The sequence below is a fragment of the Bradyrhizobium sp. WYCCWR 13022 genome (assembly GCF_030435535.1).
Taxonomy (GTDB): domain Bacteria; phylum Pseudomonadota; class Alphaproteobacteria; order Rhizobiales; family Xanthobacteraceae; genus Bradyrhizobium.
Genome location: NZ_JAUIZJ010000017.1, coordinates 74,315 through 98,833, shown reverse-complemented (window position 1 = coordinate 98,833; position 24,519 = coordinate 74,315). Strand labels below are relative to the sequence as shown.

Genomic DNA, 24,519 nt, shown 5'->3' with positions numbered 1-24,519 from the left:
CCTGTCCCCGTGGAAATCCAAATTCAACTTGGCCGGCAAATTATGGTCGTGGCCAGCAGAAACAATCCGGTGGCTGCCGGGGATTGTCGGCCATCAACATCACATTTTGATCATGGCCTGAGAGAATTGCAGGCAACACGCCGAAATGCCGGCGTGCGCAATATCGGGATCAGCGGCTCGATGCCGAAGGGCTGGTGGCCGCGACGCGCGTCAGCGCCAGCGCCGGCGTGGCCGACATCTTCACAAGAACGTCCTTGAGCGGGTACTGCGTCCACGCGCGGTTGACGTAGTCGCGATGGGTGATGCCGTCGCCGGTTTCCACGAACACCACGCTTCCGGGACGCAAGGGTCCATCCATGTCTTCGGAGACGCTGATGCCCTTTTGCCTGAGCATGCTCATCAATTCGTGGTCGCGCCGTGCAGTGTAGTGCGTGTAGGAACTGACGAAGAAGCCGGAGCGGTGGCTCTCGATCCAGGACGCGAACTTGTCCATCTCGCCATAAACCGCATCGAGCAGCACGACACCGCGGACGCGATCGCTGATGCCGCCGACCTCGAGGCTCCAAGCCGTCGGCAGGAAGCCGCCGCTATACCCGACGATCACGATCGGCATGTTGGCGAAGGCCCGCGCGCTGTTAGGGTCGCCGGTGAGACGGGCAAGGTGGCTCGCCGATTCCTCCATGAAGCGCTTGAGGCCGCCGGGCTGCCAGAATTTTCCGGCGCTGGAGTCTGCGGCGTCGACCGCCATCTGCGGCGCGAGCAGCACGGCATTGGCGCCGGAATCGGTGATCTGCTTGGGCACCAGCTGGCGGTCGCGTACGTCGCGCTCCAGCGTCGCGCCATTTCCATGGAAGAACACCACGATCACGCCAGGCTTGCGCACGTCGAAGTGCTCGGGGACGTGCACCAGCACGCGGCTGTCGTTGTAGGTTTCGTCCTGCCAGAATACACGTCCCGAATAGCTGCGGTGGCCGCGGCGCTCGCCCTTGGAGATGTTGAGGAAGGGCGCGTCGGAGGCGGGATTGTTGCCGAAATAGGGGAAGGCCGAGGACTTCATGCTGACGAGGGTCGTCAGGTCTTCGCGCTGCGGACGCTGGTAGGGGACCTGCGGCGCGAGCGACGCGACCTTGTAGGGTGCCTGCTCGGGCTTGGGTGGTTGCTGCACGGCGCGCTTGGGCGAGAAGTCCGACATCTGCCGCTGCAGGAAACTCTCGCTTGCCGAGGGAAAGCGTTCCTTGAATTGCGGGGCGGGGAAGCGATCGTCGAACGTGTCGCCGCTTGTGACTTGCCGGCTGGCGACTTGGGGATTGGTCTTGCCAATGACCTGGACATTGGCCTGCGAGCCCGCGGCGAGCGCCGTCGGATTGGGTGACTGGCCGCATTGAACCAGCGTGAGCGAGAGGGGCACCAAGCCTGAGACGAGGGCGATCCGAAGCGCACGACCACGCGCGCCGGACGCCTTGGTCCGGTCAGCACGCATGTCTGCTTCCAATTTCGGAACGGCCCCGACCATCCACCCATGACCCCAAGTCACGAACCATCGGCAATCTTGAGACAATTGAGCCGACTGGCGTTTAGGCGACGTTAAGCGTCCGGACAAACTTCCCCACATCCGGAACGATCAAAAAAGACCACGCAATCGTGTCGCGATTGTGGGAGAGACGCGCGCATTTCCGCGGCCGGCTACGGGTTTATTGCCAAAAACGGGCATAAAAGGTGGCTCGTTACCTATTTTGCTTGCCTCATTTAACCCTTGTTAACCCTGCTTGAATTGACTGGACCAATCTGCACGATGCCTCCCACGAGGCGCCACGCCTGAGGCTCAGGGACCCAGATGACGGCATCAGATGCGGGAACTGCGCCCTGGACCGGGCGGTTGACCGGAGGCTCCGGAGTTTCCGTTCTGGTCGCGACCGCGATCGTCGTGGCCGACATGATCGGGGTGGGCGTCTTCACCAGCCTCGGCTTCCAGGTCAAGGATCTTCCCTCGGGCTTCTCGATCCTGGCGCTATGGACGGTCGGCGGCATTGTCGCGCTGTGCGGCGTGTTCTCCTATAGCGAACTGGGCGCAATGTTTCCGCGCTCGAGCGGCGAGTACAATTTCCTCGGCCGCACCTACCATCCGGCGTTCGGTTTTCTCGCCGGCTGGGTCTCGGCGACGGTGGGTTTCGCTGCACCCGTGGCGCTCGCGGCCATGGCTTTCGGCGAATATGCCAAGTCCGTCGTGCCCGAGGTGCCGCCGATCCCGCTCGCCATCGGCGTGGTGTGGCTGGTGTCGATCGTGCAACTGACCGGCGTCAGGCACTCCTCGACCTTCCAGTTGATCTCGACCATCCTCAAGGTCGTGCTGATCGTCGCTTTCCTCGTTGCGGGCTTCATCATCGGCACGCCGCAGCCGATCTCCTTTGCGCCGCAGGCGGGCGATCTCGCCCATATCGTGAGCGCGCCTTTCGCGATCGGGCTCGTCTTCGTGATGTACTCGTTCTCGGGCTGGAATGCTGCGACCTACATCATCGGCGAGATGAACACGCCGCAGCAGAGTCTGCCTCGCGCGCTGCTTGCGGGCACGCTGATCGTGCTGGTGCTGTATGTCGCGCTCAACGCGGTGTTCCTCTACGCGACGCCGATCGACGCCCTGGCCGGCCAGCTCGACGTCGCGAGCGTGGCCGGCAGTGCCATTTTCGGCTCGCTCGGCGGCCGGATCGTCGGCGCCATGATCTGCGTCGGCCTGATTTCCTCGATCAGTGCAATGATGTGGATCGGCCCGCGCGTAATGATGACGATGGGGGAAGACATCCCGGCGCTGCGCGTGTTCTCGAAGCGATCGGTGCGCGGCGCGCCGGCCTACGCCATCCTGTTCCAGCTCGCGGTCGCCAACCTGCTGCTGTTCACGCGCAGCTTCGAGGCGGTGCTCGACTTCATCCAGTTCGCGCTGTTGTTCTGTTCGTTCTTCACGGTCGCCGGCGTCATCAAGCTGCGCATCACCGATCCCGATTTGCCGAGGCCCTATCGCGCCTGGGGATACCCTTTCACGCCGCTCGTTTTCCTGCTCGTGACCGCATCCATGATGTACTACCTCTTGACCGAGCGGCCGGTGCAATCGCTGTCGGGGATGTTCGTCATGCTTGCGGGCCTGTTGATTTATGCTGTTTTCCGCAGGCGGCCGGTCGCCGCTTCTACGTCACATCATCGCGAATAGACATGTTTCGAGCCATGAGACTTGCGGCCGTCGCTCTTGCCCTTATGGCTGCGGCCATCTCGTCCGTGCGTGCCGCGGAGGTTACCTTCGACGACACGGCGCGCTTCCTCGCGGGCATGCAGCCGTCAGCGGACTCACCGCTGCTAGCGCTCACCAAGGACCCGTCCTGGCAGCGTCACGCCAGATTCTTCGACGGCGCCTTTGCCCAGCTCGAGCAACGGCAATTGTCCAAGATCCGCGACTGGTCCGAGGTGAATCTCGCCGCGCCGCGGCCGACCATGTTCTATTTTTTCAGTGGCCCGGACTTCCTCTACGCCAACGCCTTCTATTCCAAGGCCAGCACCTATGTGCTGGGCGCGCTGGAGCCGGTCGGCGCGGTGCCTGATCCGACCAGATTGCAGCGTGGCTCGGTCAACGCCGCGCTCTACAATGTCGAGCGCTCGCTCGGCTCGATCCTGAGCTTCTCATTCTTCATCACCAAGCAGATGAAGGTCGACCTGCACTCCAACCAGGTCAACGGCACCCTGCCGATCCTCTATGTCTTCCTGGCCCGCTCGGGCAAAACCATCCGCAACGTCGAGATGGTCGCGCTCGACGACAAGGGGGGAATGCATACAGGCAACGACAATCCGGGGCCGAATGCCACGCGTGGCGTTCGCATCACCTTCGCAGGCGCCGACGGCGAGGCGCGCACGCTGTATTATTTCTCGACCGATCTCTCCAACTCGGGCGCACGCGCCGCCGGCTTCCTGAAATTCTGCCAGGCGCTCGGGCCCGGCAACAGCCTGATCAAGAGCGCGTCGTACCTCCTGCACGCAGGCAACTTCACCGTCGTGCGGGACTGGCTGCTCGCCAACAGCGCGACCATCATCCAGGACGATTCCGGCATTCCGCTGGCCAACTACAATTCGCGGCAGTGGCGGTTCTTCCCGTTCGGCCGCTATCTTGGTCCGATCAACGAATTCCCCGGCCGCTACCAGGAGCGTTACGCCGAACTGTTCACGCGCGCCCAGCCGATCGATTTCGGCGTCGGCTATCGCTGGCGCATGCACGAGTCGAATTTGCTGCTGTCGGTGAAGATCCCCGGAAGCGAAACCGCGCCGGCCGAGACCACATCATCCGCGGAGCCGCCGCCGAAACCGCGGCCGAAGCGGCCGCGTCCACCCGAGCCGATCCCGCCGCCACCCGGCCGCTTCTTCTGGTTCCGCTAGCTACCAGTGCACGCTTTGACTCGGCACGATGAACGCCGTCGTGCTCGGCGGTGTTGAGAGACTTGCCGCCAGATACCAGCCGGAGCCGACGACGAGAACGAGCAGCGCTATGATCGCGAGCATGTCGATGGTTCGGGGATCGTGATCCCGGGGATTGAAGCCAAGATGTGAACCAGGCCTGATGTGAAAATGGGGGCTGATTTTCCAGCGCATTGTTGTTTCCTCCCGTGGGAGCGTCACGACAACGCGAGGACAGAGTTCCGGTTCCGCTCAATGGAGCGAAGCTCAAAGCACCGCAGCGTTCCTAGGACGCATTGACGCCGCGCCAGCGCGCGTAACGCCATGGCAGATACCAGCGCGCACCTTTGGGCACGGTGAGAGGCACGTTGTCGATGCCCGAGGTGCCAAAGGGATTGCAGCGCAGCAGACGCGCGAGCGTCATCCAGCCCCCGGCCCAGAGGCCAAACCGCTCGATCGCTTCGTCGCCATACACGGAGCAGGTGGGCAGATGGCGGCAGTTGTAACCCACCAGTGGCGACAGCGTATGGCGATAGAGCCAGATCAGCGCGCGACCGAATCTGCGGGGCAGCCGCAGCGCTTCGGCAACGGGAGCGGAACAGTGCTCGCAGGTTGTGTGCTTCATGTGCGCTGTGCCGACATCCTGTACGCGCCGATGCGCGGTTCCAGCGCAGGGAACAGTGCGCTGTTGTACGCGAGCCATATTTTGCCTGCTTTGAGGGAGCAGTGCAGCAAGTACCTATGGACGATCTGTATTCCCCCGGATACCATTTTTGTGACGTTCTTGTGTAGACTCATGGGAACGTCGAAACGGGGCTTGCCTGATTGCTTTTGGGGCTTGGGGAAGGAACCAGTTTGAGAGTTCTGAAGTCGCTCAACCTTCGCGGTTGGTTGCTGGTGGGAACCGCCGCTTGTGGTCTCGTGTTGGCTGGCGCCGTCGCGACTGTTGGCTCGCCGGCCAGGGCCGGCACCTCGCTGGAAGAGCGTAAGCTGCCGATGAAATTTGGCTGGGTCGCCTGCGCACCGAACTGCCGCGGCTGGGTCAGTGCGGTCGGCATCATCACCGCTGATACCCCGAAGGATTTTGACGACTTTGCCCGCGGACGCCAGCTGGGCGGCGCTACCGTCGTGCTCGACTCCAGCGGCGGTTCCGTCAACGATGCGATCACGCTCGGTCGACGCTTCCGTAGTCTCGGCCTCCTGACCACCGTCGGCATCACGCAGCAGAACGGCGGCGGCCAAGGCGCCCGTCCGGCGGTCGCTTCGGAGGCCTATTGTGAATCCATGTGTGTGTTCCTGCTGCTGGCCGGCAAGAAGCGCTACGTCCCGGAAGCGGCCCATGTCCGCGTCCATCAGATCTGGATGGGTGACCGCGCCGACGACGCCAAGGCCGCGAGCTACAACGCGCAGGATCTGATGATCGTGGAACGCGACATCGGCCGGCTCGCCAAATACACCTTCGACATGGGCGGGGCGGGGGACCTGCTGTCGCTCGCGCTCAGCGTGCCGCCCTGGGAAGATCTGCACGAGCTCGATGCGGGCGAGCTGAAATTGACCAATCTTGTGACGACAGACCTGGTTGCCGATGTGCTGCCACACGTCGATATCACGGCGCCAGCGGTGGCGGAGCTCGCACCGAAGACGCAGGCCAGGTTCGGCGAGGAGGCGGGGCCGCAGCCTGCCAAGTCGACCAAGACGGCGGAAGCCGTGGTCCCGACCGGGAGCGTGGCAGCGCCGGGGGCTGCGCCGCAGAAGTAAGAGCTTCGGTCTCGACTTGGCCCTTACGCGGTGGCCGGCTGCTTCGCCTTGGCCTCGATCTGGCCGATTGCGTCGACCACGGCATCGAAGGTCAGGAGCGTCGAGGCGTGGCGCGCCTTGTACTCGCGGACCGGCTCGAGGAATTTGATCTCTTCCCATTTGCCTTCAGGAGGCGCGCCATTCTCCTTGAGCATCTTGCGAACGGTGTCGCGTAACTCACGGAGTTCACTCGCAGTCGAGCCGACCACGTGACTTGCCATGATGGATGAAGAGGCCTGTCCCAAAGCGCAGGCCTTCACGTCATGCGCGAAGTCGGTGACGGTATCGCCCTCCATCTTGAGGTCGATCTTCACGGTCGAGCCGCACAATTTGGAGTGGGCGGTGGCGCTTGCGTCGGGATCCGGCAACCGCCCGAGGCGCGGAATATTCCCGGCCAGCTCGATGATCCGCTTGTTATAGATGTCGTTCAGCATGTGATGGAGTCCAACACTTACCTACCGGATCGGCCTTGGCGGGCGCCGTCCACGGTCCTATATAGGGTCGGAACTGGCGGAAAAACAGTCCGGCGGTGCGTTGGCAGTGATCCAGATCTGCGCAGCCGGCGTTATTGCCAAGTGACCTCTTTCGCCAAATACTGTTCTCTTCAGGCGTCCGGCGGCTCGTCCGCCCCGTCTGCCGGTGACACTCCGGCCGCAAGGCCGTCGAACGGAGTAGACATGGACGCTGCCATCAAATCCATCCGCCCCAGCAAGCCCGCTGACAAGCAGGTTGAGAGCCGCCCGGCGGAGCTCGATCCTGCCGAATTCCTCGCGGCCGCCGTCCGCGCCGACCAGCCGCGCCCGGCGCGCGCCGAGGCGGAAGCCGCGGTGAAGACACTTCTCGCCTATATCGGGGAGAACACCGAGCGCGAGGGCCTGCTCGACACGCCGCGCCGCGTCGTCGAGGCCTTCGACGAGCTCTATCAGGGCTATCACCAATGCCCGGCCGAGGTGCTCGACCGCACGTTCGGCGAGACCGCCGGCTATGACGACTTCGTGCTGGTCCGTGACATCGAGTTCACCTCGCAGTGCGAGCATCACATGATGCCGTTCTACGGCAAGGCGCACATCGCCTACACGCCGGTGGAACGCGTCGTCGGCCTGTCGAAGCTCGCGCGCCTGACCGATATCTTCGCCCGACGGCTCCAGACCCAGGAGCATTTGACGGCGCAGATCGCAGCCGCGATCGACGAGATCCTGAAGCCACGCGGCGTTGCCGTCCTGATCGAGGCCGAGCATACCTGTATGTCGGTGCGTGGCGTCGCCAAGCATGGCGCTTCCACCTTCACCAGCCGCTACACGGGCATGTTCCGCGACAATCCGGCGGAGCAGGCCCGTTTCCTGTCCATGGTGCGAGGCCTCACGCGCTGACCTCGCGGGTATCTGAAGCGAGGACGGCCGTGTCCGCTCACTCCCACGAGATCGAGGAAGGCCTGGCCTTCCTCCCCAAGTTCGATGCCGCTGGCCTCGTGACGGTCGTCGCGACCGACGTCGCGACCGGCGACGTGCTCATGGTCGCGCACATGAACGACGAGGCGCTGCGCAGGACCATTGCGACCGGCGAAGCTTGGTACTTCAGCCGCTCGCGCAATGCCTTGTGGCGAAAAGGTGAGACCTCAGGTCAGACCCAACGCGTGGTCGAGATTCGCACCGACTGCGACCAGGATGCGGTCTGGCTTCGCGTCGAGCAGACTGGTGCTGCCTGCCACACCGGCCGCCGATCCTGCTTCTACCGCAAGGTCGAGGCCGAGGGCGGCGGTGCGAAGCTGGTGTTTGTCGATGCCGACAGGCTGTTCGACCCGGACGCGGTCTACAGGAAATAGCCCACCCGTCATTCCGGGTTCATCGCTGTGCGATGCCCCGGAATGACAGTAGCCCGCAAATTAACCCCGCGTTAACCATAATTGTCCCACGGTGGGACGATCAGGCGCCCGAATTGCCGGCGCCGCTCACACGCCGCGCGGGCCGGTCACGCCATCATGTCGGTCGACAATTCCAGTGCATCGCAGACGACCGCAACTGAAGGTGCGCGGCGCGTCGCGGGCGCGATCAGGCAGGCGTCGAACCAGACCGGCGTCAGCTTCGAATACATGCTGACGACCGCCAAGATGGAATCGGATTTCGATCCGTCGGCTGGCGCCACCACCTCGTCCGCCCACGGGCTCTACCAGTTCATCGACCAGACCTGGCTCGGCACGGTGAAGGAGGCGGGCACCCAGCTCGGCTATGGCAACTATGCCGACGCCATCACCAGGACGTCGTCAGGCACCTACACCGTCGACGATCCCTTCATGAAGCGCTCGATCATGAAGCTGCGTGACGATCCCGAAGCCGCATCCAGCATGGCGGCGGCGCTGACGCAGTCGAACAGCTTCAAGCTCACCGGTCTGATTGGCCGCCGGCCATCCGACAGCGAGCTCTACATGGCGCATTTCATGGGCGTCGGCGGTGCGGCGAAACTGATTGCCAATGCCGAGGACAATCCGCAAGCTGTTGGCGCTCGGCTGTTTCCCAATGCCGCCTCCGCGAACCGCTCGATCTTCTACGCCAGGGACGGGCGTGCGCGCAGCGTCTCCGAAGTCTATTCAGTACTGAATGCGCGCTACGCCAGCGCCTCGAATGCAAAATCGACGCGTAGCGCGATGGCGATGTATGGCGACACCCCGTCGACCACGCAGGTTGCCGCCGCCAACGGCGTGCAGCCCGCCGCGCCAATGGTCAATGGCGCGGCCTATCTCCAGACCTTCCCGGACTCGCGTTCAGTGACGCCGGTGAGTGCGACCCCGTCAACGGCCGTTGCCGACAGCGCGCCGACTGCACCTGCGTTTCGTTCGATCTATCAGCCCGGCGATGCGACGCAGCCGGTCTCGACGACGGTACAGAAATTGTGGGGCAATAACGCTTCGCTCACGTCGGTTGCGTCGGCGACGCCCGACGTGCGGCCGCCGCAGCCGCTCGATCTCTTCAGCGACCGCAGCGGCACGTTCTCGAGCTAGCCGCGCCGCCGCGTCCGCTGGGCGATTTTCAGCTCTTAACAAATCATCAACAAAACCAGCCGGTTATGGTGAACGCTTTGTTAAGCGTCGTGGTTTATTTTGTGTTGCAGGTGACACGCCGTCACCGCCACGTTCTTCGTTGCGTAAGCCGGAAGCACCATGATTGTTCGGCAGTTCATCAATTGGATCAGGACCGCGCCCGCCGGTGAGCGGGCCGAGGCGACGCGGGCATTGGCCCGGGCCTGGCTGATCTCGGACCTTTCCCATGACGACCGCGTCGCCGCCGAAGGCGCGCTGCTGATGCTGCTCGACGATCCGTCGCCGCTGGTGCGGCAGGCGATGGCCGAGGCTTTTGCGCGCAGCGCGGATGCGCCGGCGTCGATCGTGCGGGCGCTGTCGGCGGATCAGCCGACCGTGGCGCTGCCCGTGCTCGAACATTCGCCGCTGCTGATCGACGCCGATCTCGTCGACATCGTCGCGACCGGTAATGACGAGGTACAATGCGCGGTCGCCCGCCGCATCGCGCTGCCGGTCTCGATCTGCGCCGCCATCGCCGAGGTCGGCTGTGCGGCCGCGTCCCTCGAGCTCATTGAAAATCCCCACGCCGAGCTCGCGCCGTTCTCCTGGACGCGTATTGTCGAGCGTCACGGCCATCTCGCCGCGATCCGCGAGGCAATGCTCGTGCTGGACGACATTCCGGCCGCAACGCGCGCCGCATTGGTGGCAAAGCTGTCCGAGACGCTGGCGCAATTCGTCGTGGCGCGGAACTGGCTGAGTGCCGATCGTGCCGAGCGCATGACATCAGAGGCGCGTGACCGCTCCACCATGAACATCGCTGCGCGCTCGCGCGGCGAGGACATGCAGGGCCTGGTGAAGCATCTGCGTGTCACCGGCCAGCTCACCGCGGGCCTGATCCTGCGCGCTCTGCTGTCGAGCAATCTCGACCTGTTTGACGCCGCGCTCGCCGAACTCGCCGATCTGCCGCTCGCGCGCGTCTCGGCGCTGCTGCACGACCGCGGCGGCAACAGCCTGCACGCGCTACTCCGTCGCGCCGGGTTGCCCGAGGCGACCTTCGCCGCGTTCCAGGTCGCGCTCGATGCCTGCCACGAGCAGGGCTTCGTCGATACCGACGACACCGCGGCCCGGCTTCGCCGTCGCATGGTCGAGCGCGTACTCACCCATTGCGAGACCGACCGCGGCGCCACCGAGCCGCTGATGGTCCTGCTGCGTCGCTTCGCCACGGAATCCGCCCGCGAAGAGGCGAGGCTGTTCTGCGACGAGATCGTCGCGGATGACACGATCGACCCCATGTATGACGACCTGATCGCGGCGTAGTTCGAGCCGGCCCCACAAACTCCGCCATTGCGAGCGCAGCGAGGCAATCCAGGAATCCCTCTGCGGGGACAGTCTGGATTGCTTCACGTTACATCAAGCGCGGGTCGGCATTCCGCCGGTGCTAAACTCGCAATGACGAGGAGAGAGCCGAGCGCTACTCCGCCGGCACGATGCTCGGCGCGAGGATCACTTCGAGATGCTCGGGGCGGTCGCGGTTGACGTCGGCGAGATAGTCGTCGGCGACCTTGCGCAGACGGCGGCTGAGCTCGGCGGAGACGCTGATGCTGTCGAGCTTTGTGTTCTCGTGCACGATGGCGAGGATTGCGTTGATGTGGTGCGTGAACAGCTCGGCCGGCACCTTCTCGAGATCTGGCGCGTGCTCGATGACGCGACAGAGGCTCTCCGCAACTCCCGCGGCTGCCGGGAAGCCAAACGTGGCTGCGTCGCCCTTGATGTCGTGCGCGGCATGGAACAGCTCGTCGCGCCGCGCCTTGGTGAAGCCGTCGTTGCGGATGGCGACATGGGCGGCCGACAGCCGGTTGACCTCGGTCGTCATCCAGGTCTTGAACTCGCCGGACAGACCGGCAAGCGCCTGCTCGGCGCGACCGATCGGGTCGTCCATGTCCTTTTCTTCGACACGGCGCAGAACCTTGCGCAGCGGATTGGGCTGCGTGATCACGTGGTGCGTGGCGAAGGCCTTGACCTCGATGTCCTTTGCGCTGTTCTTCGCCATGATGCCTGCCTCGTCGGATGAGACGTTGCGCTAGATGGAGGAGCGTGCCTTGTCGAGCAGCGAGGGCTGCTGGAGCACCTCGTGTTTTTCGCCGACGCGGCGCTCCGGGCCCATATAGGCGGAGTTGGTGTTGCGGCGCCGGTCCGGGCCGAAATAGGTCTTGGTCTTGATGAAGGGCCGGGGACTGGCGACCACGTTGAGGATGCGCTGGTAGAGGCCCTTGGCCGAGATCGGCTTGGCCAGGAATTCGGTGACGCCGGCATCGCGCGCGACGGTGACGCGGCGCTTCTCGGAATGGCCGGTCAGCATGATGATCGGTGCGTAGGGGTTACCCTTGGATTCTGGCTGCCGGATCATCTGCGCGAGCTCGAGCCCGTCGAAGATCGGCATCGCCCAGTCGGTGATGACGATGTCGGGCACGTAATGGCTGTACATTTCCAGCGCGGTGGCGCCGTCCTCGGCCTCGTAGACCTCGCGCGCGCCGAACGAATGCAGCAGCGTCCGCAGGATGCGGCGCATGTGCGGATTATCGTCGCAGACGAGGAAGCGCAGCTTGTTGAAGTCGATGCGAAACATGACGCCCGGGCCAAAGCGGTCAACCTTCATTAACCATATCGTGCCGAGGGTTAACGAAGGGTTGCCGCCGCCCGCGCGGCAGGGGCTCAGTAACCGAACTGCTCGCGCAAAATGCGCTCTTCCAGGCTGTGGCCGGGGTCGAACAGCATGCGCATCGAGATGGTCCTGTCGGACAGGATTTCGACGCGCCGGACCCTGCGCACCTCCTCGTGGTCGGCGACCGCCGCGACCGGGCGCTTGTCGTCCTCCAGCACCTCGATCACGACATAGGCGGTGTTGGGGAGCAGGGCGCCGCGCCAACGCCGCGGCCGGAATGCGCTGATCGGCGTCAGCGCCAGGAGCGCCGCGTTGATCGGCAGGATCGGGCCTTGCGCCGACAGATTGTAGGCCGTCGAGCCTGCCGGCGTCGCCACGATGATGCCGTCGGCGATCAACTCGGGCATGCGTTCGCGCTCGTCGATCAGGATCCGCAGGCGTGCGGCCTGGGAGGTCTGCCGGAACAGGTAGACCTCGTTGATGGCGTGGTGCAGGTGCACGCGGTCGTTGACGTCGGTCGCGCGCATCAGGAGCGGATTGATCTCGGATTCATGTGCAGCCTCGAGCCGTGCGCGCAGATCGTGCGTCGAGTACTCGTTCATCAGGAAGCCGACAGTGCCGCGATGCATGCCGTAGATCGGCTTGCCCGAACGCATGTGGTGGTGCAGCGTCTGGAGCATCAGCCCGTCGCCGCCAAGCGCGACAATGACGTCGGCCTCGTCAGGATCGCAATTGCCGTATTGCGAGGTGAGCTGGTGGAAGGCGGCCTCGGCCTCGCTGCTCGGGCTGGCGACAAAGGCGATCCGGTCGTATCGCGATGGCTTGGTCATGGCTTCCAGATCATGGCTTCCAGGCAGGAGCCGTTGGCTCGAGAAAGTTCCGCCGAGGTCGTCTATACGACCTGGGCCTGTATTGTCGAGGACGACTAGCTGGCAAGGCAAACGCGCCCTCCAACAAGGCTTACCATTTGGGGTCGAAGCCGGGTTCATCGGCCCGGAAGGCCCGTCCAGGGCCTCAGATCCGCCAAACGGTCGCATTTGGCGGCTAGATCTGTGATCGAAAAACCGCGAGCGGGGCAGGGAGAACAGTCATGGTCACGAGATTGCGCATGCTGCGCGGTGCGGGGTTGGCGTTGGCGGTCGTTGCTTTCGCGCTCGCCGGCCCGGCGCGGGCGGACGAACCGCCGCAGCCGCGCAGCGAGGCTGCAGCGCCCGCGGGACAGAAGGGTGGACGCGGCGGCAGTGCACAGAATGCGACGCAGGCTTCGCCATCGGCGCCCGATCGTCGTCTTCCCGGAGATTCGACCACCAGGCAGACCCTCGACCTACCGGGCCGAACGCTCCGCTTCGCGGCGACCGCCGGCTCCATCCGTGTGTTCGACGAGAAGGGCGAGCCGCTCGCCGACATCGCCGTCACGTCTTATGAGCTCGACGGCGCCGACCGCGCCACGCGCCCAGTCACGTTCCTGTTCAACGGCGGGCCCGGCGCGTCCTCGGCATGGCTCCAGTTCGGCGCGGTCGGGCCATGGCGGCTGCCGCTCGACGGCGAGGGGCTGTCGCCGTCGGCTTCGCCGGAGGTGAAGCCGAACGCGGAGACTTGGCTCGACTTCACCGATCTCGTCTTCATCGATCCTGTCGGCACCGGCTACAGCCGCGTCATCGCGAGCGGCGAGGATGCGCGGAAAAGGTTCTATTCGGTCGACGGTGACGTCAATTCGATCGCGCTCGTCATTCGCCGCTGGCTCGAGAAACACGACCGCCTGACCTCGCCGAAATATGTCACCGGCGAGAGCTATGGCGGCATCCGCGGACCGAAAGTCGTGCGGCAATTGCAGATCCAGCATGGCGTCGGCGTCAAAGGCTTGATCCTGGTATCGCCGCTGCTGGATTTTCGCGAGTTCTCCGGCTCGAGCCTCCTGCAATATGTCGCGACCTTGCCGAGCTATGTTGCGGTGGCGCGCGAAGCCAGGGGGCCGGTCAAGCGCGCGGATCTCGCCGATGTGGAGGCCTACGCACGCGGTGAATTCCTGGCCGACCTCGTCAAGGGCGAGGCGGACAAGGAGGCCACCAATCGTCTCGCCGACAAGGTCGCCGAGCTTACCGGCATCGACCAGGCAGTGAGCCGAAGGCTCGCCGGTCGTTTCGATGTCGGTGAATTTCGCCGCGAGTTTGATCGCAAGAATGGCATGGTGACCGGGCGCTATGACGGATCGGTCCGTGGCCTCGATCCCTATCCAGATTCAAGCGGCTCACGCTTCGGCGATCCCTCCGGCGATGCGCTTCAGGCGCCGCTGACGAGTGCCGCCGTTGATGTGCTCACGCGAAAACTCAACTGGCGGCCGGATGGCTCCTATGAAGTCCTCAACGGCGCCGTCGAGCACAACTGGAATTTCGGCGGCGGTATCAACCCGCCGCAATCGCTGTCGGAGCTGCGCCAGATACTCGCTACCGACGCGAAACTGAATGTGCTGGTCGCGCACGGCCTGTTCGATCTCGCCACGCCCTATTTCGGCACGAAGCGGGTGCTTGACCAGCTTCCTGCCTTCGCGACGTCGCGGGTGAAGTTCGTGGTCTATCCCGGCGGCCACATGTTCTATTCACGCGACGGTTCGCGGCAGGCTTTGCGTGGAGAGGTCGAGGCGCTGATCAGGGAATAGGCCGCCGCTTGCGTGGTGGATACCGCCGCGCGATCTCGCGTGCGACGACGCTTGCAGGCTTGATGTTGGCGCCGCCAAGCCAGATGTCGCCAACCCTGCCGCGCTTGTCGCGGAGGCGGCGCACCGGTTCGCCATGGCTGGAATAGCCGGCCGCCCAGGCGAGCTTGCCCGTGTCGCGGCCGGTGACCTCGATCTCGGCGGCATCCATGAATGGATTGTTGAACTGCGGATTGGCGACGAGCACACGGTTGCCGGCGGGTACGAGGTCAGTCGCGCCCCAGATCGTCCACCAGCGGCCGGTCCAGTCGCGCAGGCGGCGGTCGGGAGCGCCGCGCGTCTTGAAGACGCGCAGTATCTGCATTGCGCCGTCCATCCAGAAGGGTGCCGCGCCATCGATGGAGTTGCTGAGAATGCTGATCGCGAGCTCGCAGCCCGGAATGGAGCAGGTCCGGGAAATGTAACCCTGGAAGCCGCCGCCATGGCCGAACCAGTCCCAGCCGTCGGTCTTGCCGGCGTTGACGCCGAGACCGTAATAGGCCTCGAAGCTTTGCGGCACGCGCCAATGATGCCGCGTCATCTCGCGGCGGCTCGCGACCGACAGCACGCTCTTCCTGGCGTTGGGTGCGAGCTGGGCGAAGAATCGCGCGGTGTCCGCAGCGGTGGCAACGAAGCCCGCGGCTGATGCCATCGCGTGCGCCGGATTGTCGCCCGGGATCACGCAGCGTTCGCCCAGCGGCAGCTTGCGCGTATGGCCGCGCGCAAACGGCGCGCCCTTGGGAAGCGGAGCGTTGGGCTCGGTCTCGCGCAAGCCCGCGGGCTCGATGATCTCGCGCTTGATCCAGGCGGAGTAGGGTTCCTTCGTCACCGCTTCGATGACGAGGCCCATCAGGCCAAAGCCGTGATTGGAATATTTGAAGCGCGTGCTTGGTTCGATCGCGGTCGGCAGCTTCAACTCCGCGAGCAGCTCTTTCGCATTGAGATAGGAACGGCTGTCGATGAACTGGCCTGAGTCGGCGCCGTCGCGCGTCAGCCCGGCGCTGTGCGACAGCACCTGTGCAATCGTCGTCTCGGCGACGCGCGGATGCAGGCCGCTGACATACTGGCCGACGGGATCGTCGAGCCGGAGTTTGCGCTGCTCACGCAGCTTCATGATGCCGGCCGAGGTAAAGCTTTTCGAGTGCGAGGCGATGCGGAAGCGGTGGCGCGGGGTGAGCTTCTCGCCAGTGTCGAGATTGGCAAGCCCGAATGCCTGCTCGGCGACGACCTCGCCGCGATGGACGAAGGCGAGCAAGACGCCCGGCTGCTGGAAGGTCGTCTGCTGGAATTCAATCCAGGAGCCGATGTAGTCGATCGCGGATCGCAGCCACGGGTCCATTGCGCTACCAATTTGCCAGGGGATAGGTGCGCGAAAGCTAGCCGAGAAAGCAGAACGGGCACAACCCGGAAGGTTGTGCCCGTTCGCGTCGAACGAAGATGCGATGTCCTCAGTAGACGAGCGTCGCGCCGGTCGGCTTGTCGAGCGCGGCAGCCAGCGAGCGATACTCGGAGCTGTCGGTGCCGGCGAGCGAGGCGATCTTGTTCAGATGATACTGAGCCTGCTCGCGGTTGCCCTGCTCGAGCTGCCAGAGGCCGTAATACTGCCAGGTGCGGACGTGGTTCGGATCGTCCTTCAGCGCGATCTCGTAATAGACCTTCGACGACTGATAGTCGCCGAGCTTGCGGTAGGAGTAGCCGATCAGATTGGCGACGTCGGCCACGTCGTCACGCTTGAGCTGCTTCAGCTGGCCGATCGCGTCCTTATAGTCGTGCTTGTCGTAGATCGTGGTGTAAGCGGTGCGATAGGCCGCGAGGAATTTGGGATCGCTGATGGAAGAGCTCTTCTTCTTGCCCTTCTTCGTCGAGGTATCCGACTTCGGCGGCGAGGAGGGCTCGTCACTGCCCGCGGCATAGGCGCTGGTCAGAGCCGGCCCGGCCGCCAGGGTCATGGCGACGATTCCCGGCACAAGAAGCGTTGAGAGTTTGCGCATCTAAGTTCTCCCGAATGAAACGTGGCGATCCTACACGATTGCCCAAAGACCGGAACACCCGGGCGGCAAAAACATTCCCGGCTGTTCCCGGCCCTTCGGCGCTCCCACGACAAGATAACAAATTCGTCATCCAGATGAACGGAAGCCTGCCGGGCGCTTCACAACTGGTTCAGCGTGCTCGATCTAGGCTCTCCCCATGATCGAAGGGTCGGCGAGAGGGCGCCGCCTCAAGATCCTTCCAAGAGGAGACCACCATGTTGAAGACCATTTCCGCAGCCTTGCTCGCAGTTTCTGTCATCGCGGCGCCGGCCTTCGCGGCCGAAGCCGGCAAGACCACCACGACCGCGCCGGTGATCAAGGCGGACCAGACCCAGAGCAAGGTGTCGACCACCGCCACCAAACCCGACGCCAGCGTCAAGGCCGATGCGAAGACCGCCGACATCAAGTCCGGCACCAAGGTCGATACCAAGACGAAGGCAATGAACGCCAACGCCGCGATCACGCCCGGCGAGCACAAGACGGTGCGGACGCATCGCCATCACCACAAGCATCTGTCGGCCAAGAAGTCGCTGAAGACGCAGTCGGGCCTCACCAAGCCAGCGCCCACCGAGAAGCGCAGCTAACCGCTGGCCCCTGCGAGGCGGCATCCCTGGCATTGCCCCGCCGCCTCGTACGGAGTTCAGGCCCGGCCCATCGTCACCCCTCGCGCGAAAGCGTGGGGTGCTGACGGCGGGCCGGTGCGTCGTTCGCGGAAGCGAATTCCCTTCGTGCAACCTTGGGGCTAGAACATCTCCGAAACTGACTGGCCGGAGAATTTGATCCCTTGGGGCGATTGGCGAAACGCGCGGCGATCCTGATGCTGCCTCTGGCGCTCGCGGCCTGTTTCGGCAGCGACGGTGATCGCCCATCCCTGATGGGCGGGGGGCAGGCTGGAGGGCCCCAGCCGTTTCCCGACAATTTCCGTAGCGACACGCTGGCCTTGATGCGCGCGTATCTCAACAATCCCGTCGGCGTGCGCGAGGCCGGCATGGCTGACCCTGTGTTGCGAGAGGTCGGCGGACGGCAGTTCTACGTGAGCTGTCTGCACTTCACGCCACGCGAGAGCGACGGCAGCTACAAGGGCATGCGCGAACGCGCCGCCATCTTCGTCAACGGGCGGGGCGACCGTATCGTCGACCGCACAAACGAGCTCTGCGCCGGCGCGGTTTACGCACCCTTTCCAGAACTGGAAGAGATGACGCGGTAGCGCAAAGCCCACCTTCATCGCCCGGTGCTAGGACAGGTGCCGCCGGAGCCGCTGGATCACATTTTGGCGAGCTTTGAACGGGCGGTTTTGCCTTGCGACAAATAGTTACGGCAGGTTCTGCGCGAGCGAAAAAATCGTGCGCAAGAGCCGGACGTGGCGGAACAAAATCGCGATGTTGCCGCCCCGTCACAGTAACGAACGATCAACGTTCCGGCATCGCCGCGAAGCAACCCAATTCACGCCACGTTGTTTCCTGAGTGTCGTAAATGAAAGAACGGGGATGACCATGAAGACGATTTTGCTCGGTGCAGCAGCTCTGCTGGCGCTGGCCGCACCGGCGGCAGCAGCCGACATGCAGCCGCGCACCTACACCAAGGCTCCGGCCTACACGCCGCCGCAGGTGATCTACAACTGGACCGGCTTCTACATCGGTGGCCATGTCGGCGGTGCCTTCGCCGGCGACACCACCTTCCAGTCCAGCGACGCCCGTTTCCTGGGCGGCGTGCAGGGCGGCTTCGACTACCAGTTCGCGCCCAATTGGGTGGTGGGTGTCGAGGCCCAGTATTCCTGGCTGCCGACCAACAACAACGGGGTCACGTTCCCGCTGGGCACGCAGGTGACCTCCAACACCGATCAGATCGGCTCGGTCACCGGCCGCATCGGCTACACTTGGGGGCCAACGCTGCTCTACGCCAAGGGCGGTTATGCCTGGCGTAACAACAATCTCGGGGTCAACGTCGCCGGCGTGCCGCAGACCTTCACGACCACCGGCAACAGCAAGGATGGCTACACCGTCGGTGCCGGCCTCGAATACATGTTCGCGCCGAACTGGTCGGCCAAGGCCGAGTACCAGTACTATAATTTCGGCAGCACCACATTTACCTCCGCTTCCGGTCCGGGCGAGATCGTCGGTGTCCGCGGCCGGGACGACGAGCATACCGTCAAGGTCGGTGTGAACTATCGTTTCGGCTGGGGCGGTCCGGCGGCATCGCGCTACTGATCGGCCGAGAGCGACCAGATCCAGCACAAAGATCTGACGAAAGGCCGGCTCCGCCGGCCTTTCGTTGGTCGGCTTCCTGCCTGCCGCCCCGATGTTTGTATTGCGTGAACCATCTGGCGCGTCATTTGCAAGCAAACAGTTCGGTGCGCGCTTTCTCACGCGCGTCACGGGGATCGCGTAAAGCAAAAATAATTTTTGCGACTTACGGAACTCGCGCTCCGGAATGCGTTATTAGAGAGTTGCCGGGTAGGTTGGGACAACGAACATGCGTATCTTGGCGTCGGCGGTGGTGATCTCGTGCTTCGTTGCCCTGCCGTGTTCTGCCCAAACAATCCTCAAATCCGAGCCTCTGATGTTGGCACCCTATGAGGTCGCCTTCGTGAAGGACGCCTCCTGTCCTTCCGGTAAAGTGTTGAAGGTGACAGGAGCAATCCGCGGGCTGCACCGTCGCAAGGCGTGCGTGTCGCTGGCCGGCGAGCAGGCTTCGCTGGCGACCGCCATGCCCTAAGCCTGCCGGCGTTCAGGCAGATCTCACGAGTTGAGCTGAAGCTCCATCCTGGATTCCCGCTCGGCGTCCGCCTTGTTCTTGGCGGGGTCCTCGCCTTGGGCGGCGCGGCAGGGTTTGATCTCGTAGTCATTGTCGAGCACCCGGCGCGGACCGTGCCGCTCGTCGTCGGTGCCGACATCCACGACCAGTCCGCTGCGTTGCGCGAGTTTCCAGACGTCGGCTTCGTCAGGATAGGCCTTGCTGATCTGGCCGTCGTTGCAGAACAGGGCGTAGGGCATGCTTCCCGCTCCCGGAAAGCGCGTTAACGACTTCGCGCTGCGAGGGGTTCCCAGCTGATCACGGGGGCGTGATCCAGGCTGGCGAATAGCCGGGGCTTGAGTCCTTAACGAGTCCTGAATCCTCCAAAAAAGAAACCTTGGGACTCGTTTGGCGGAATCAGCGGATGTTTCCGGCCATGACGACCGACCTGAAAACCTGCTGCGGGCACATGCTCCTGCCACTGACGCTGGCACTGTTTGGTGCCTGCGCAGCCAATCTCTGGCTGGTGTGGTCCTGGTTGTAGGCGGTCCGGTCTATTTTTGAACCGGCGGCGGGCGCACCTCGCGAATGGCGGCGCGCAGCTTTGTCAGCGTCGCCGCACAATACTCCTCGCGTTCGCGCTCGAACCGCTCCTGATGCTTTCGAAAATTGGCGATACGGGCCTGCATTTCGCTGCGGAAGTCGCTCGCCCGTGGCGGGGCGACCGGCAAGGGCTGCTGGGGCGGCGGGGCGGGCTGAGGTGGATCGGCGTACTGTGGCTCGAACTCAACCGTCACCGTCTCGACGGAGACGATCTCCGCAACCGGGACCGGCGCAGCCACAGCGGTATCCGGTTGACGAAAGTCGTCCTTCCGGCCGGAGACCGACTGCACGAAGGCCAGTGTCTGCGCGATCAGTGCGTCGCGCTCCCTGATCCACTTCATGATCCACCACCCCTGTTGCAAACATTCCACCAAAGTCGTGGCGCCGAATCAAGCAGGCGGTCTCCGCGGGATTGCATATTTTTCCCGGACGCCTGACATTAGGTATATGGACGCCAAGGCCAACCCGTCGGACGAAGCGCAGGGCCTGCGGCTCGTGCGCGCATTTTTGACACTGCCGCCCGAGAAGCGGGCGGAGGTGATTGCGTTCGTCGAGGATTTGGTCCGCACCCATGTTCGACCGGATGACGGCCGGGAGGTTTCCCCGGATCGCTAACGCTGGCGCGGATTGACGTTTGGCACGAAGGGGGCACCAACCACCCGGATCGATGCGGGGCTTGCGCTCTCCATCGGCCTGCCGTCGGCGACCTGCTTCTCGGGCGCCCGCCCAAGCACCGGCTCGAGTACCGCGAGCGCACCGGCCACGACGGCGCAGCACAGCGTGAACGTCGTCAACAGGACCATGTTTCGATTGTCTTCCCGGATCCGCACGGGACGAGAACAAGCCAGCCCCCGCCTTGGTTCCGGCATGGCATCGTCGCGCCGGCAGATCCACGAATGATCTGCCTCGTGCCGCAGGCGGCCTCGTGCCGCCGCAGATTTCTATTGCAGCAAGAGCGCCATCGCGATCGCGAAAAGGAAGAGCGTCGCGACGACGGCTGCGACGGCTCCGGCGATGATCTTGACGCTTTCTCGGCTGGTATCGAACTGCATGCGGCGTGCACTCTACCTCATGTTGCACTCTGACCCAATCTGGTCGGTAGCGGTCGCCGCACCGCCAGCGGCCAATCAATTCTCGAAGGTTGCGCCTTGAGCGATGACGTCAGTGCGGCCGGGCCGCGCACCGCGTGCGGCGATGGCGGCCAGAGCCGCGCGTCGGTTGATCTTTGTCGTGGCGATCGGAGGGTGATTTCGGACGCCATGCGCCCCGTGTATATTGCGCTTGCGACGGAATCTTGACGCGAGTCCCGCCCGATGATCTCCAATCGTCCCACCGTGCTCGCCCATGAGCGGTTCGTGGCCGACCGCCGGAATTTTACCGGCCTCGATCTCGCCGCGCGCTTCGAGCGGATCGAGCGGACGAATCTGTGGGGAGCTGCGACGTCGGTCTCGGGCCTCGGGTCGGAAGATCTCGCCACCGCCGCGATCCGCGAAGCGCTGCCCGGCCTGTTGCGGCGCCTTGGGGCGCGCTCGCTGCTCGATGCACCCTGCGGCGATGCCGGTTGGATCGGCAGCATGAAGTTGGAGGTGGACTATACCGGCATCGACATCGTGCCGTCGCTGATCGCGGCCAACAGCGCGCGCGTAGCGCGCGGCGATCTGAGTGGCCGCTTTCTCGTCGCCGATATCACGCGCGACCCGCTGCCGTCTGCCGACGCGATCCTGTGCCGCGACTGTCTCGTGCATCTGAGCGTCCAGAACATCGCGCGCGCCACCGCCCGATTCCGTGCGAGCGGAGCGCAATTCCTGTTGGCCACGACGTTCCCGGAATGGGACGACAATCGCGATTGCGAGGACGGCGACTGGCGCGCGCTCAACATGACCAAGGCACCGTTCAACTGGCCGCGCCCGCGCGAGTTGATCAACGAGCGCTGCGACGAAGGCGATGGCGGCTGGCGCGACAAGAGCCTCGGGCTCTGGCGGCTGGATGAACTGCCTGACGGCAGCGCGGACGCGGCCTGACGGATCGCCGCGCCATCATCGCCCCGATGTGGGAGATGCCAGGATCAGTCCGCCCGCCGCGGCTTGTCGGACAATACGGTCACTTGCGGACTAGAACCTCCGGAGACCGGCGGAGTAGACTTGAGGAGCACGGCCAATGATCGATGCCAGATGCAGTTGTGGCGCCATTGCGCTATCGCTTCCGGGGCCGACCAACCTGGTCGCGGCCTGTCACTGTCTCGAATGCCAGCGGCGGAGCGGCGCGCCATTTGGGGTTGGTGCTTTCTATCCGATGGAGGCCGTCAAGATCTCAGGGACGCCGAAGGAATATGTTCGCTCCGGCGAGAGCGGGGGCAAGGTTCGCTCATATTTCTGCCCGGATTGCGGCTCGACGGTTTTTTGGACGCCGGAAAAGTTCCCGGGGATGATCGGCGTTGCTCTCGGCGCGATGGCGGACCCGAATTTTCCGGCGCCGATCAAATCGGTGTTCGAGCAATCGAAACATGCGTGGGTCGAGATAACAGGCCTCGGCGTCGAGCATTTGCAACGAGGTACGGCGCAGAAGACTTCAAGCTGAGGAGGACGCATTGAGCGCTGGTGCCGGCTGAGGGGATTGAACCCCCGACCTTCGGTTTACAAAACCTATTGCCTGTAAACAGGATATCGCCCGAAGGGGTCTGAAATTGAAAAATTTGTTGACAGTATAATAGGTTATGGAGGCGGCTAAAATCGACCGCTTGTGGAACGGGCCTTTGGTCTCCATATTTGTGTATCCCCTTGTATCCCCAAAAGGCCAGGGAAATGGCAAACAAGCGATACGCGCTGACGAAAGATTTGCTGAGCGAAGCCGGCGCGAAGCGCGACGCGGACGCCGAATGTCAGTTCGCGATCGATAATCCCAGAGGCCTGAGCATCCGCGTCAGGGGCGGAGAAGTTGCTTACTATGTGCAGGCTCGCACGCGTGTCCGAGGCCAAAAGTCCACGGTCGTAAAACGGCGGCTTGGTGCGGTGGGAGACTTTACGTTCGCCCAGGTGAAGAAGATTGCCACCGAGGCAATATTCGCGATCAAAAACGGGCGCGACCCGGACGCCGTCATCGAAACCAGGTTGATGGGCGGCGACGAAAAGTCCGTCGCTGTCGCCGTTGACCGTGCTGAAGCCTTGAAGGGCGAACTCTGGACCTTCGAGACGTTGATCACTCAATACGCGCAGCGGACAAAAAGCTCGAAAGACGGCGGCCGGAATGAAGCTCCCAAGTTGCGCCTTGCGCCTTCGTCCATCACCGAGATTGAGACGCGATTGCGAGATCGGCCGGAGAACGCCGAACTTAAGAAGCGCTTCGTAAAGGAGCTTCGCCTCGAGGATCTGGAAGAGGTTCGCGACTTGATTGACGCCAGCGGTTCAGGTCCCTCGGCTGGAGCGAAATATGCCGATCTCGCCAAGCGGGTCCTGCGCTGGGGACTCAAGCAAAAGCGGCGCTTCACCGGCCTTGAGCCGACCGCGACCTGGTGGGAGGCATTGTCCCACGAGTACGAAATGGAGGATCGCTCGGGGCGCTATCTGACCCCGGCCCAGATCGGGATGCTGATTGCGCTTTTGGAGGCCGTCAGGCCTTTGGGGGGCAACAACAACGACGCGGTCCTGGGTGCCCTGCAGGTTTCATGGATGATTCCCCAACGGAGCTCCGCGCTGGTGAACATGCTCGCCTTGGGCTCCGATCGCTGGGTGCCTGATCCCGCGCCGGAGCGTGCTGGCTGGCGCGTCTATACCTGGAAACCGGATGAGGTCAAAAACAAGCGCGAAATCAAGCTGAGCGTACCGCCTATTGCGATCGAGATACTCGAAAGAGTGGCGCGGTACTCGAAGCAGCAACTGGGAGCGGTCTCGATGTGGGCGTTTCCGCAGGATCGTAACAAGTATCTTGTGCGCGCTCTTGCCGCTAAGCAACGTAACGATAATCGCGTACCGGCCCATCTGGACAAAGCGATTACCCCTTCCTCCCTCAATCACGCGCTCGATGCCCTGGCCGGACGCAAGCCGGGATGGCCCGATTTGCTCACCGTGGTCGGGCTGCCCAACCGGATTGGCCCTCACGACGAGCGTCGGTCCGTCACGAGTTTCTTCGAGAATTTCGGCGAAGGTGCATACGCATCCGCGCTCCTGGATCATCGCGTGAGCGGTGCAGACAAGATGTCGCGCGAGGTCGCTGCCATCACCCAGAGCGTTTACAGCGCCGCCGATCGCGTGGTGTTCAAGGCCGAAGGCATGTTGATGTGGATGGAAGCGGTGTTGCCGGCCTACGAAGCGGCAAAGAAGGATCCGCGCTTGGCGAAAGCAGTTGAGATGCGAAAAGCCGCTTTGACGAATGGGTTGCCGGAGCAGAAGATGAGAGGACGAAAGGCGCGTCCCGGGGGCGCGGTTGCCTCGACTTAGGAGCGGGGCGAGCCCCCCGCTACTATATCCAGCGTAACCCGTTGATTTCCAGACTTGGCCGATCGAGTTTCGAGGCGAGGAATGTCTCATCGATACATCCGAGGCGATCGCTGATCAATTCTCATTAC

Annotated in this window: 28 protein-coding genes; 16 read left to right on the top strand and 12 right to left on the bottom strand. The window is 63.7% G+C overall.

Translation table 11 applies throughout. The annotated features are described in order from the left end of the window. Positions 1-169: 169 nt before the first annotated feature. Positions 170-1,480 (bottom strand): alpha/beta hydrolase, encoded by a 1,311-nt coding sequence (locus QY049_RS24630; protein WP_194482086.1) that lies wholly within the window; start codon positions 1,478-1,480, stop codon positions 170-172. A gap of 354 nt (positions 1,481-1,834) precedes the next feature. Here QY049_RS24630 and QY049_RS24625 point away from each other — a divergent pair, with 354 nt between their 5' ends. Beyond that, positions 1,835-3,199, top strand: a complete 1,365-nt coding sequence (locus tag QY049_RS24625; RefSeq protein ID WP_301270057.1) for an APC family permease — start codon at positions 1,835-1,837, stop codon at positions 3,197-3,199. 2 nt (positions 3,200-3,201) lie between these two features. Beyond that, positions 3,202-4,410: a hypothetical protein gene (locus QY049_RS24620; protein ID WP_301270056.1), complete on the top strand. Its 1,209-nt coding sequence runs from the start codon at positions 3,202-3,204 to the stop codon at positions 4,408-4,410. Here the strand turns inward: QY049_RS24620 and QY049_RS24615 are convergent, their stop codons facing one another. Together QY049_RS24615 and yidD are read right to left on the bottom strand one after the other, a co-directional pair. After that, entirely contained in the window at positions 4,411-4,623 is a 213-nt protein-coding gene (locus tag QY049_RS24615; protein ID WP_194482089.1) for a hypothetical protein, read from the bottom strand. Positions 4,624-4,714: 91 nt separating this feature from the next. Then, positions 4,715-5,053 carry a membrane protein insertion efficiency factor YidD gene (gene yidD, locus QY049_RS24610; RefSeq protein WP_194482090.1) on the bottom strand — a complete coding sequence of 113 codons (339 nt, stop codon included), beginning with the start codon at positions 5,051-5,053 and terminating at the stop codon, positions 4,715-4,717. Between the two features lie 230 nt (positions 5,054-5,283). Between yidD and QY049_RS24605 the strand changes: the two genes are divergently transcribed. Next, positions 5,284-6,186, top strand: coding sequence for a hypothetical protein (locus QY049_RS24605; protein ID WP_301270055.1), 903 nt, complete (start codon positions 5,284-5,286; stop codon positions 6,184-6,186). 23 nt (positions 6,187-6,209) lie between these two features. On the opposite strand, the gene QY049_RS24600 is transcribed toward QY049_RS24605, so the two are convergent. Next, positions 6,210-6,659: an iron-sulfur cluster assembly scaffold protein gene (locus tag QY049_RS24600; RefSeq protein ID WP_194482092.1), complete on the bottom strand. Its 450-nt coding sequence runs from the start codon at positions 6,657-6,659 to the stop codon at positions 6,210-6,212. 243 nt (positions 6,660-6,902) lie between these two features. On the opposite strand from QY049_RS24600, the gene folE reads away from it, so the two are divergent. From folE to QY049_RS24580, 4 genes are all read left to right on the top strand, one after another. After that, positions 6,903-7,595, top strand: coding sequence for a GTP cyclohydrolase I FolE (gene folE, locus QY049_RS24595; RefSeq protein WP_258766461.1), 693 nt, complete (start codon positions 6,903-6,905; stop codon positions 7,593-7,595). A gap of 29 nt (positions 7,596-7,624) precedes the next feature. Then, positions 7,625-8,047 carry a phosphoribosyl-AMP cyclohydrolase gene (hisI, locus tag QY049_RS24590; RefSeq protein WP_194482094.1) on the top strand — a complete coding sequence of 141 codons (423 nt, stop codon included), beginning with the start codon at positions 7,625-7,627 and terminating at the stop codon, positions 8,045-8,047. A 156-nt stretch (positions 8,048-8,203) separates the two neighbouring features. After that, on the top strand, positions 8,204-9,220 hold the full coding sequence (locus QY049_RS24585; RefSeq protein WP_301270054.1) for a lytic transglycosylase domain-containing protein: 1,017 nt from the start codon (positions 8,204-8,206) through the stop codon (positions 9,218-9,220). A 159-nt stretch (positions 9,221-9,379) separates the two neighbouring features. After that, entirely contained in the window at positions 9,380-10,555 is a 1,176-nt protein-coding gene (locus tag QY049_RS24580; RefSeq protein WP_301270053.1) for a DUF2336 domain-containing protein, read from the top strand. A 154-nt stretch (positions 10,556-10,709) separates the two neighbouring features. Here the strand turns inward: QY049_RS24580 and QY049_RS24575 are convergent, their stop codons facing one another. From QY049_RS24575 to QY049_RS24565, 3 genes are all read right to left on the bottom strand, one after another. Further along, entirely contained in the window at positions 10,710-11,288 is a 579-nt protein-coding gene (locus QY049_RS24575; RefSeq protein WP_301270052.1) for an Hpt domain-containing protein, read from the bottom strand. A 30-nt stretch (positions 11,289-11,318) separates the two neighbouring features. Continuing rightward, entirely contained in the window at positions 11,319-11,864 is a 546-nt protein-coding gene (locus QY049_RS24570; RefSeq protein WP_008133731.1) for a response regulator, read from the bottom strand. A gap of 86 nt (positions 11,865-11,950) precedes the next feature. Further along, positions 11,951-12,730 carry an NAD kinase gene (locus tag QY049_RS24565; RefSeq protein WP_194482098.1) on the bottom strand — a complete coding sequence of 260 codons (780 nt, stop codon included), beginning with the start codon at positions 12,728-12,730 and terminating at the stop codon, positions 11,951-11,953. A 260-nt stretch (positions 12,731-12,990) separates the two neighbouring features. Between QY049_RS24565 and QY049_RS24560 the strand changes: the two genes are divergently transcribed. Beyond that, positions 12,991-14,556: a S10 family peptidase gene (locus QY049_RS24560; protein WP_301270051.1), complete on the top strand. Its 1,566-nt coding sequence runs from the start codon at positions 12,991-12,993 to the stop codon at positions 14,554-14,556. On the opposite strand, the gene QY049_RS24555 is transcribed toward QY049_RS24560, so the two are convergent. Together QY049_RS24555 and QY049_RS24550 are read right to left on the bottom strand one after the other, a co-directional pair. Next, positions 14,546-15,931 carry a serine hydrolase gene (locus QY049_RS24555; RefSeq protein WP_301270050.1) on the bottom strand — a complete coding sequence of 462 codons (1,386 nt, stop codon included), beginning with the start codon at positions 15,929-15,931 and terminating at the stop codon, positions 14,546-14,548. The two genes, QY049_RS24560 and QY049_RS24555, sit on opposite strands and share 11 nt — an antisense overlap. A 109-nt stretch (positions 15,932-16,040) precedes the next feature. Continuing rightward, a complete protein-coding gene (locus QY049_RS24550) occupies positions 16,041-16,583 on the bottom strand; it encodes a lipopolysaccharide assembly protein LapB (protein WP_301270049.1) in 543 nt (180 codons plus the stop codon). A 254-nt stretch (positions 16,584-16,837) separates the two neighbouring features. On the opposite strand from QY049_RS24550, the gene QY049_RS24545 reads away from it, so the two are divergent. The 4 genes from QY049_RS24545 (at position 16,838) to QY049_RS24530 (ending at position 19,337) form a co-directional block, all read left to right on the top strand. Continuing rightward, positions 16,838-17,206 (top strand): hypothetical protein, encoded by a 369-nt coding sequence (locus tag QY049_RS24545; RefSeq protein WP_301270048.1) that lies wholly within the window; start codon positions 16,838-16,840, stop codon positions 17,204-17,206. Positions 17,207-17,406: 200 nt separating this feature from the next. Continuing rightward, positions 17,407-17,829, top strand: a complete 423-nt coding sequence (locus tag QY049_RS24540; protein WP_301270047.1) for a hypothetical protein — start codon at positions 17,407-17,409, stop codon at positions 17,827-17,829. Between the two features lie 286 nt (positions 17,830-18,115). Continuing rightward, the gene (locus QY049_RS24535) at positions 18,116-18,829 is read left to right on the top strand and encodes an outer membrane protein (RefSeq protein ID WP_301270046.1); all 714 of its coding nucleotides are present in this window, start codon (positions 18,116-18,118) and stop codon (positions 18,827-18,829) included. Between the two features lie 265 nt (positions 18,830-19,094). Continuing rightward, on the top strand, positions 19,095-19,337 hold the full coding sequence (locus tag QY049_RS24530; protein ID WP_194482105.1) for a DUF6719 family protein: 243 nt from the start codon (positions 19,095-19,097) through the stop codon (positions 19,335-19,337). Between the two features lie 23 nt (positions 19,338-19,360). Here the strand turns inward: QY049_RS24530 and QY049_RS24525 are convergent, their stop codons facing one another. Together QY049_RS24525 and QY049_RS24520 are read right to left on the bottom strand one after the other, a co-directional pair. Continuing rightward, positions 19,361-19,615 carry a hypothetical protein gene (locus QY049_RS24525; protein ID WP_194482106.1) on the bottom strand — a complete coding sequence of 85 codons (255 nt, stop codon included), beginning with the start codon at positions 19,613-19,615 and terminating at the stop codon, positions 19,361-19,363. A gap of 294 nt (positions 19,616-19,909) precedes the next feature. Continuing rightward, on the bottom strand, positions 19,910-20,299 hold the full coding sequence (locus QY049_RS24520; protein ID WP_301270045.1) for a hypothetical protein: 390 nt from the start codon (positions 20,297-20,299) through the stop codon (positions 19,910-19,912). A gap of 106 nt (positions 20,300-20,405) precedes the next feature. On the opposite strand from QY049_RS24520, the gene QY049_RS24515 reads away from it, so the two are divergent. Then, a complete protein-coding gene (locus tag QY049_RS24515) occupies positions 20,406-20,573 on the top strand; it encodes a hypothetical protein (RefSeq protein ID WP_301270044.1) in 168 nt (55 codons plus the stop codon). Here QY049_RS24515 and QY049_RS24510 read toward each other — a convergent pair. Beyond that, entirely contained in the window at positions 20,570-20,761 is a 192-nt protein-coding gene (locus QY049_RS24510) for a hypothetical protein (RefSeq protein WP_301270043.1), read from the bottom strand. The genes QY049_RS24515 and QY049_RS24510 overlap by 4 nt on opposite strands. Before the next feature lie 510 nt (positions 20,762-21,271). On the opposite strand from QY049_RS24510, the gene QY049_RS24505 reads away from it, so the two are divergent. The 3 genes from QY049_RS24505 (at position 21,272) to QY049_RS24495 (ending at position 24,391) form a co-directional block, all read left to right on the top strand. Beyond that, positions 21,272-21,979 carry a class I SAM-dependent methyltransferase gene (locus QY049_RS24505; RefSeq protein ID WP_301270042.1) on the top strand — a complete coding sequence of 236 codons (708 nt, stop codon included), beginning with the start codon at positions 21,272-21,274 and terminating at the stop codon, positions 21,977-21,979. Between the two features lie 136 nt (positions 21,980-22,115). Continuing rightward, positions 22,116-22,535, top strand: a complete 420-nt coding sequence (locus QY049_RS24500) for a GFA family protein (protein ID WP_301270041.1) — start codon at positions 22,116-22,118, stop codon at positions 22,533-22,535. A gap of 224 nt (positions 22,536-22,759) precedes the next feature. Beyond that, a complete protein-coding gene (locus QY049_RS24495; protein ID WP_301270040.1) occupies positions 22,760-24,391 on the top strand; it encodes a hypothetical protein in 1,632 nt (543 codons plus the stop codon). Positions 24,392-24,519 lie beyond the last annotated feature (128 nt).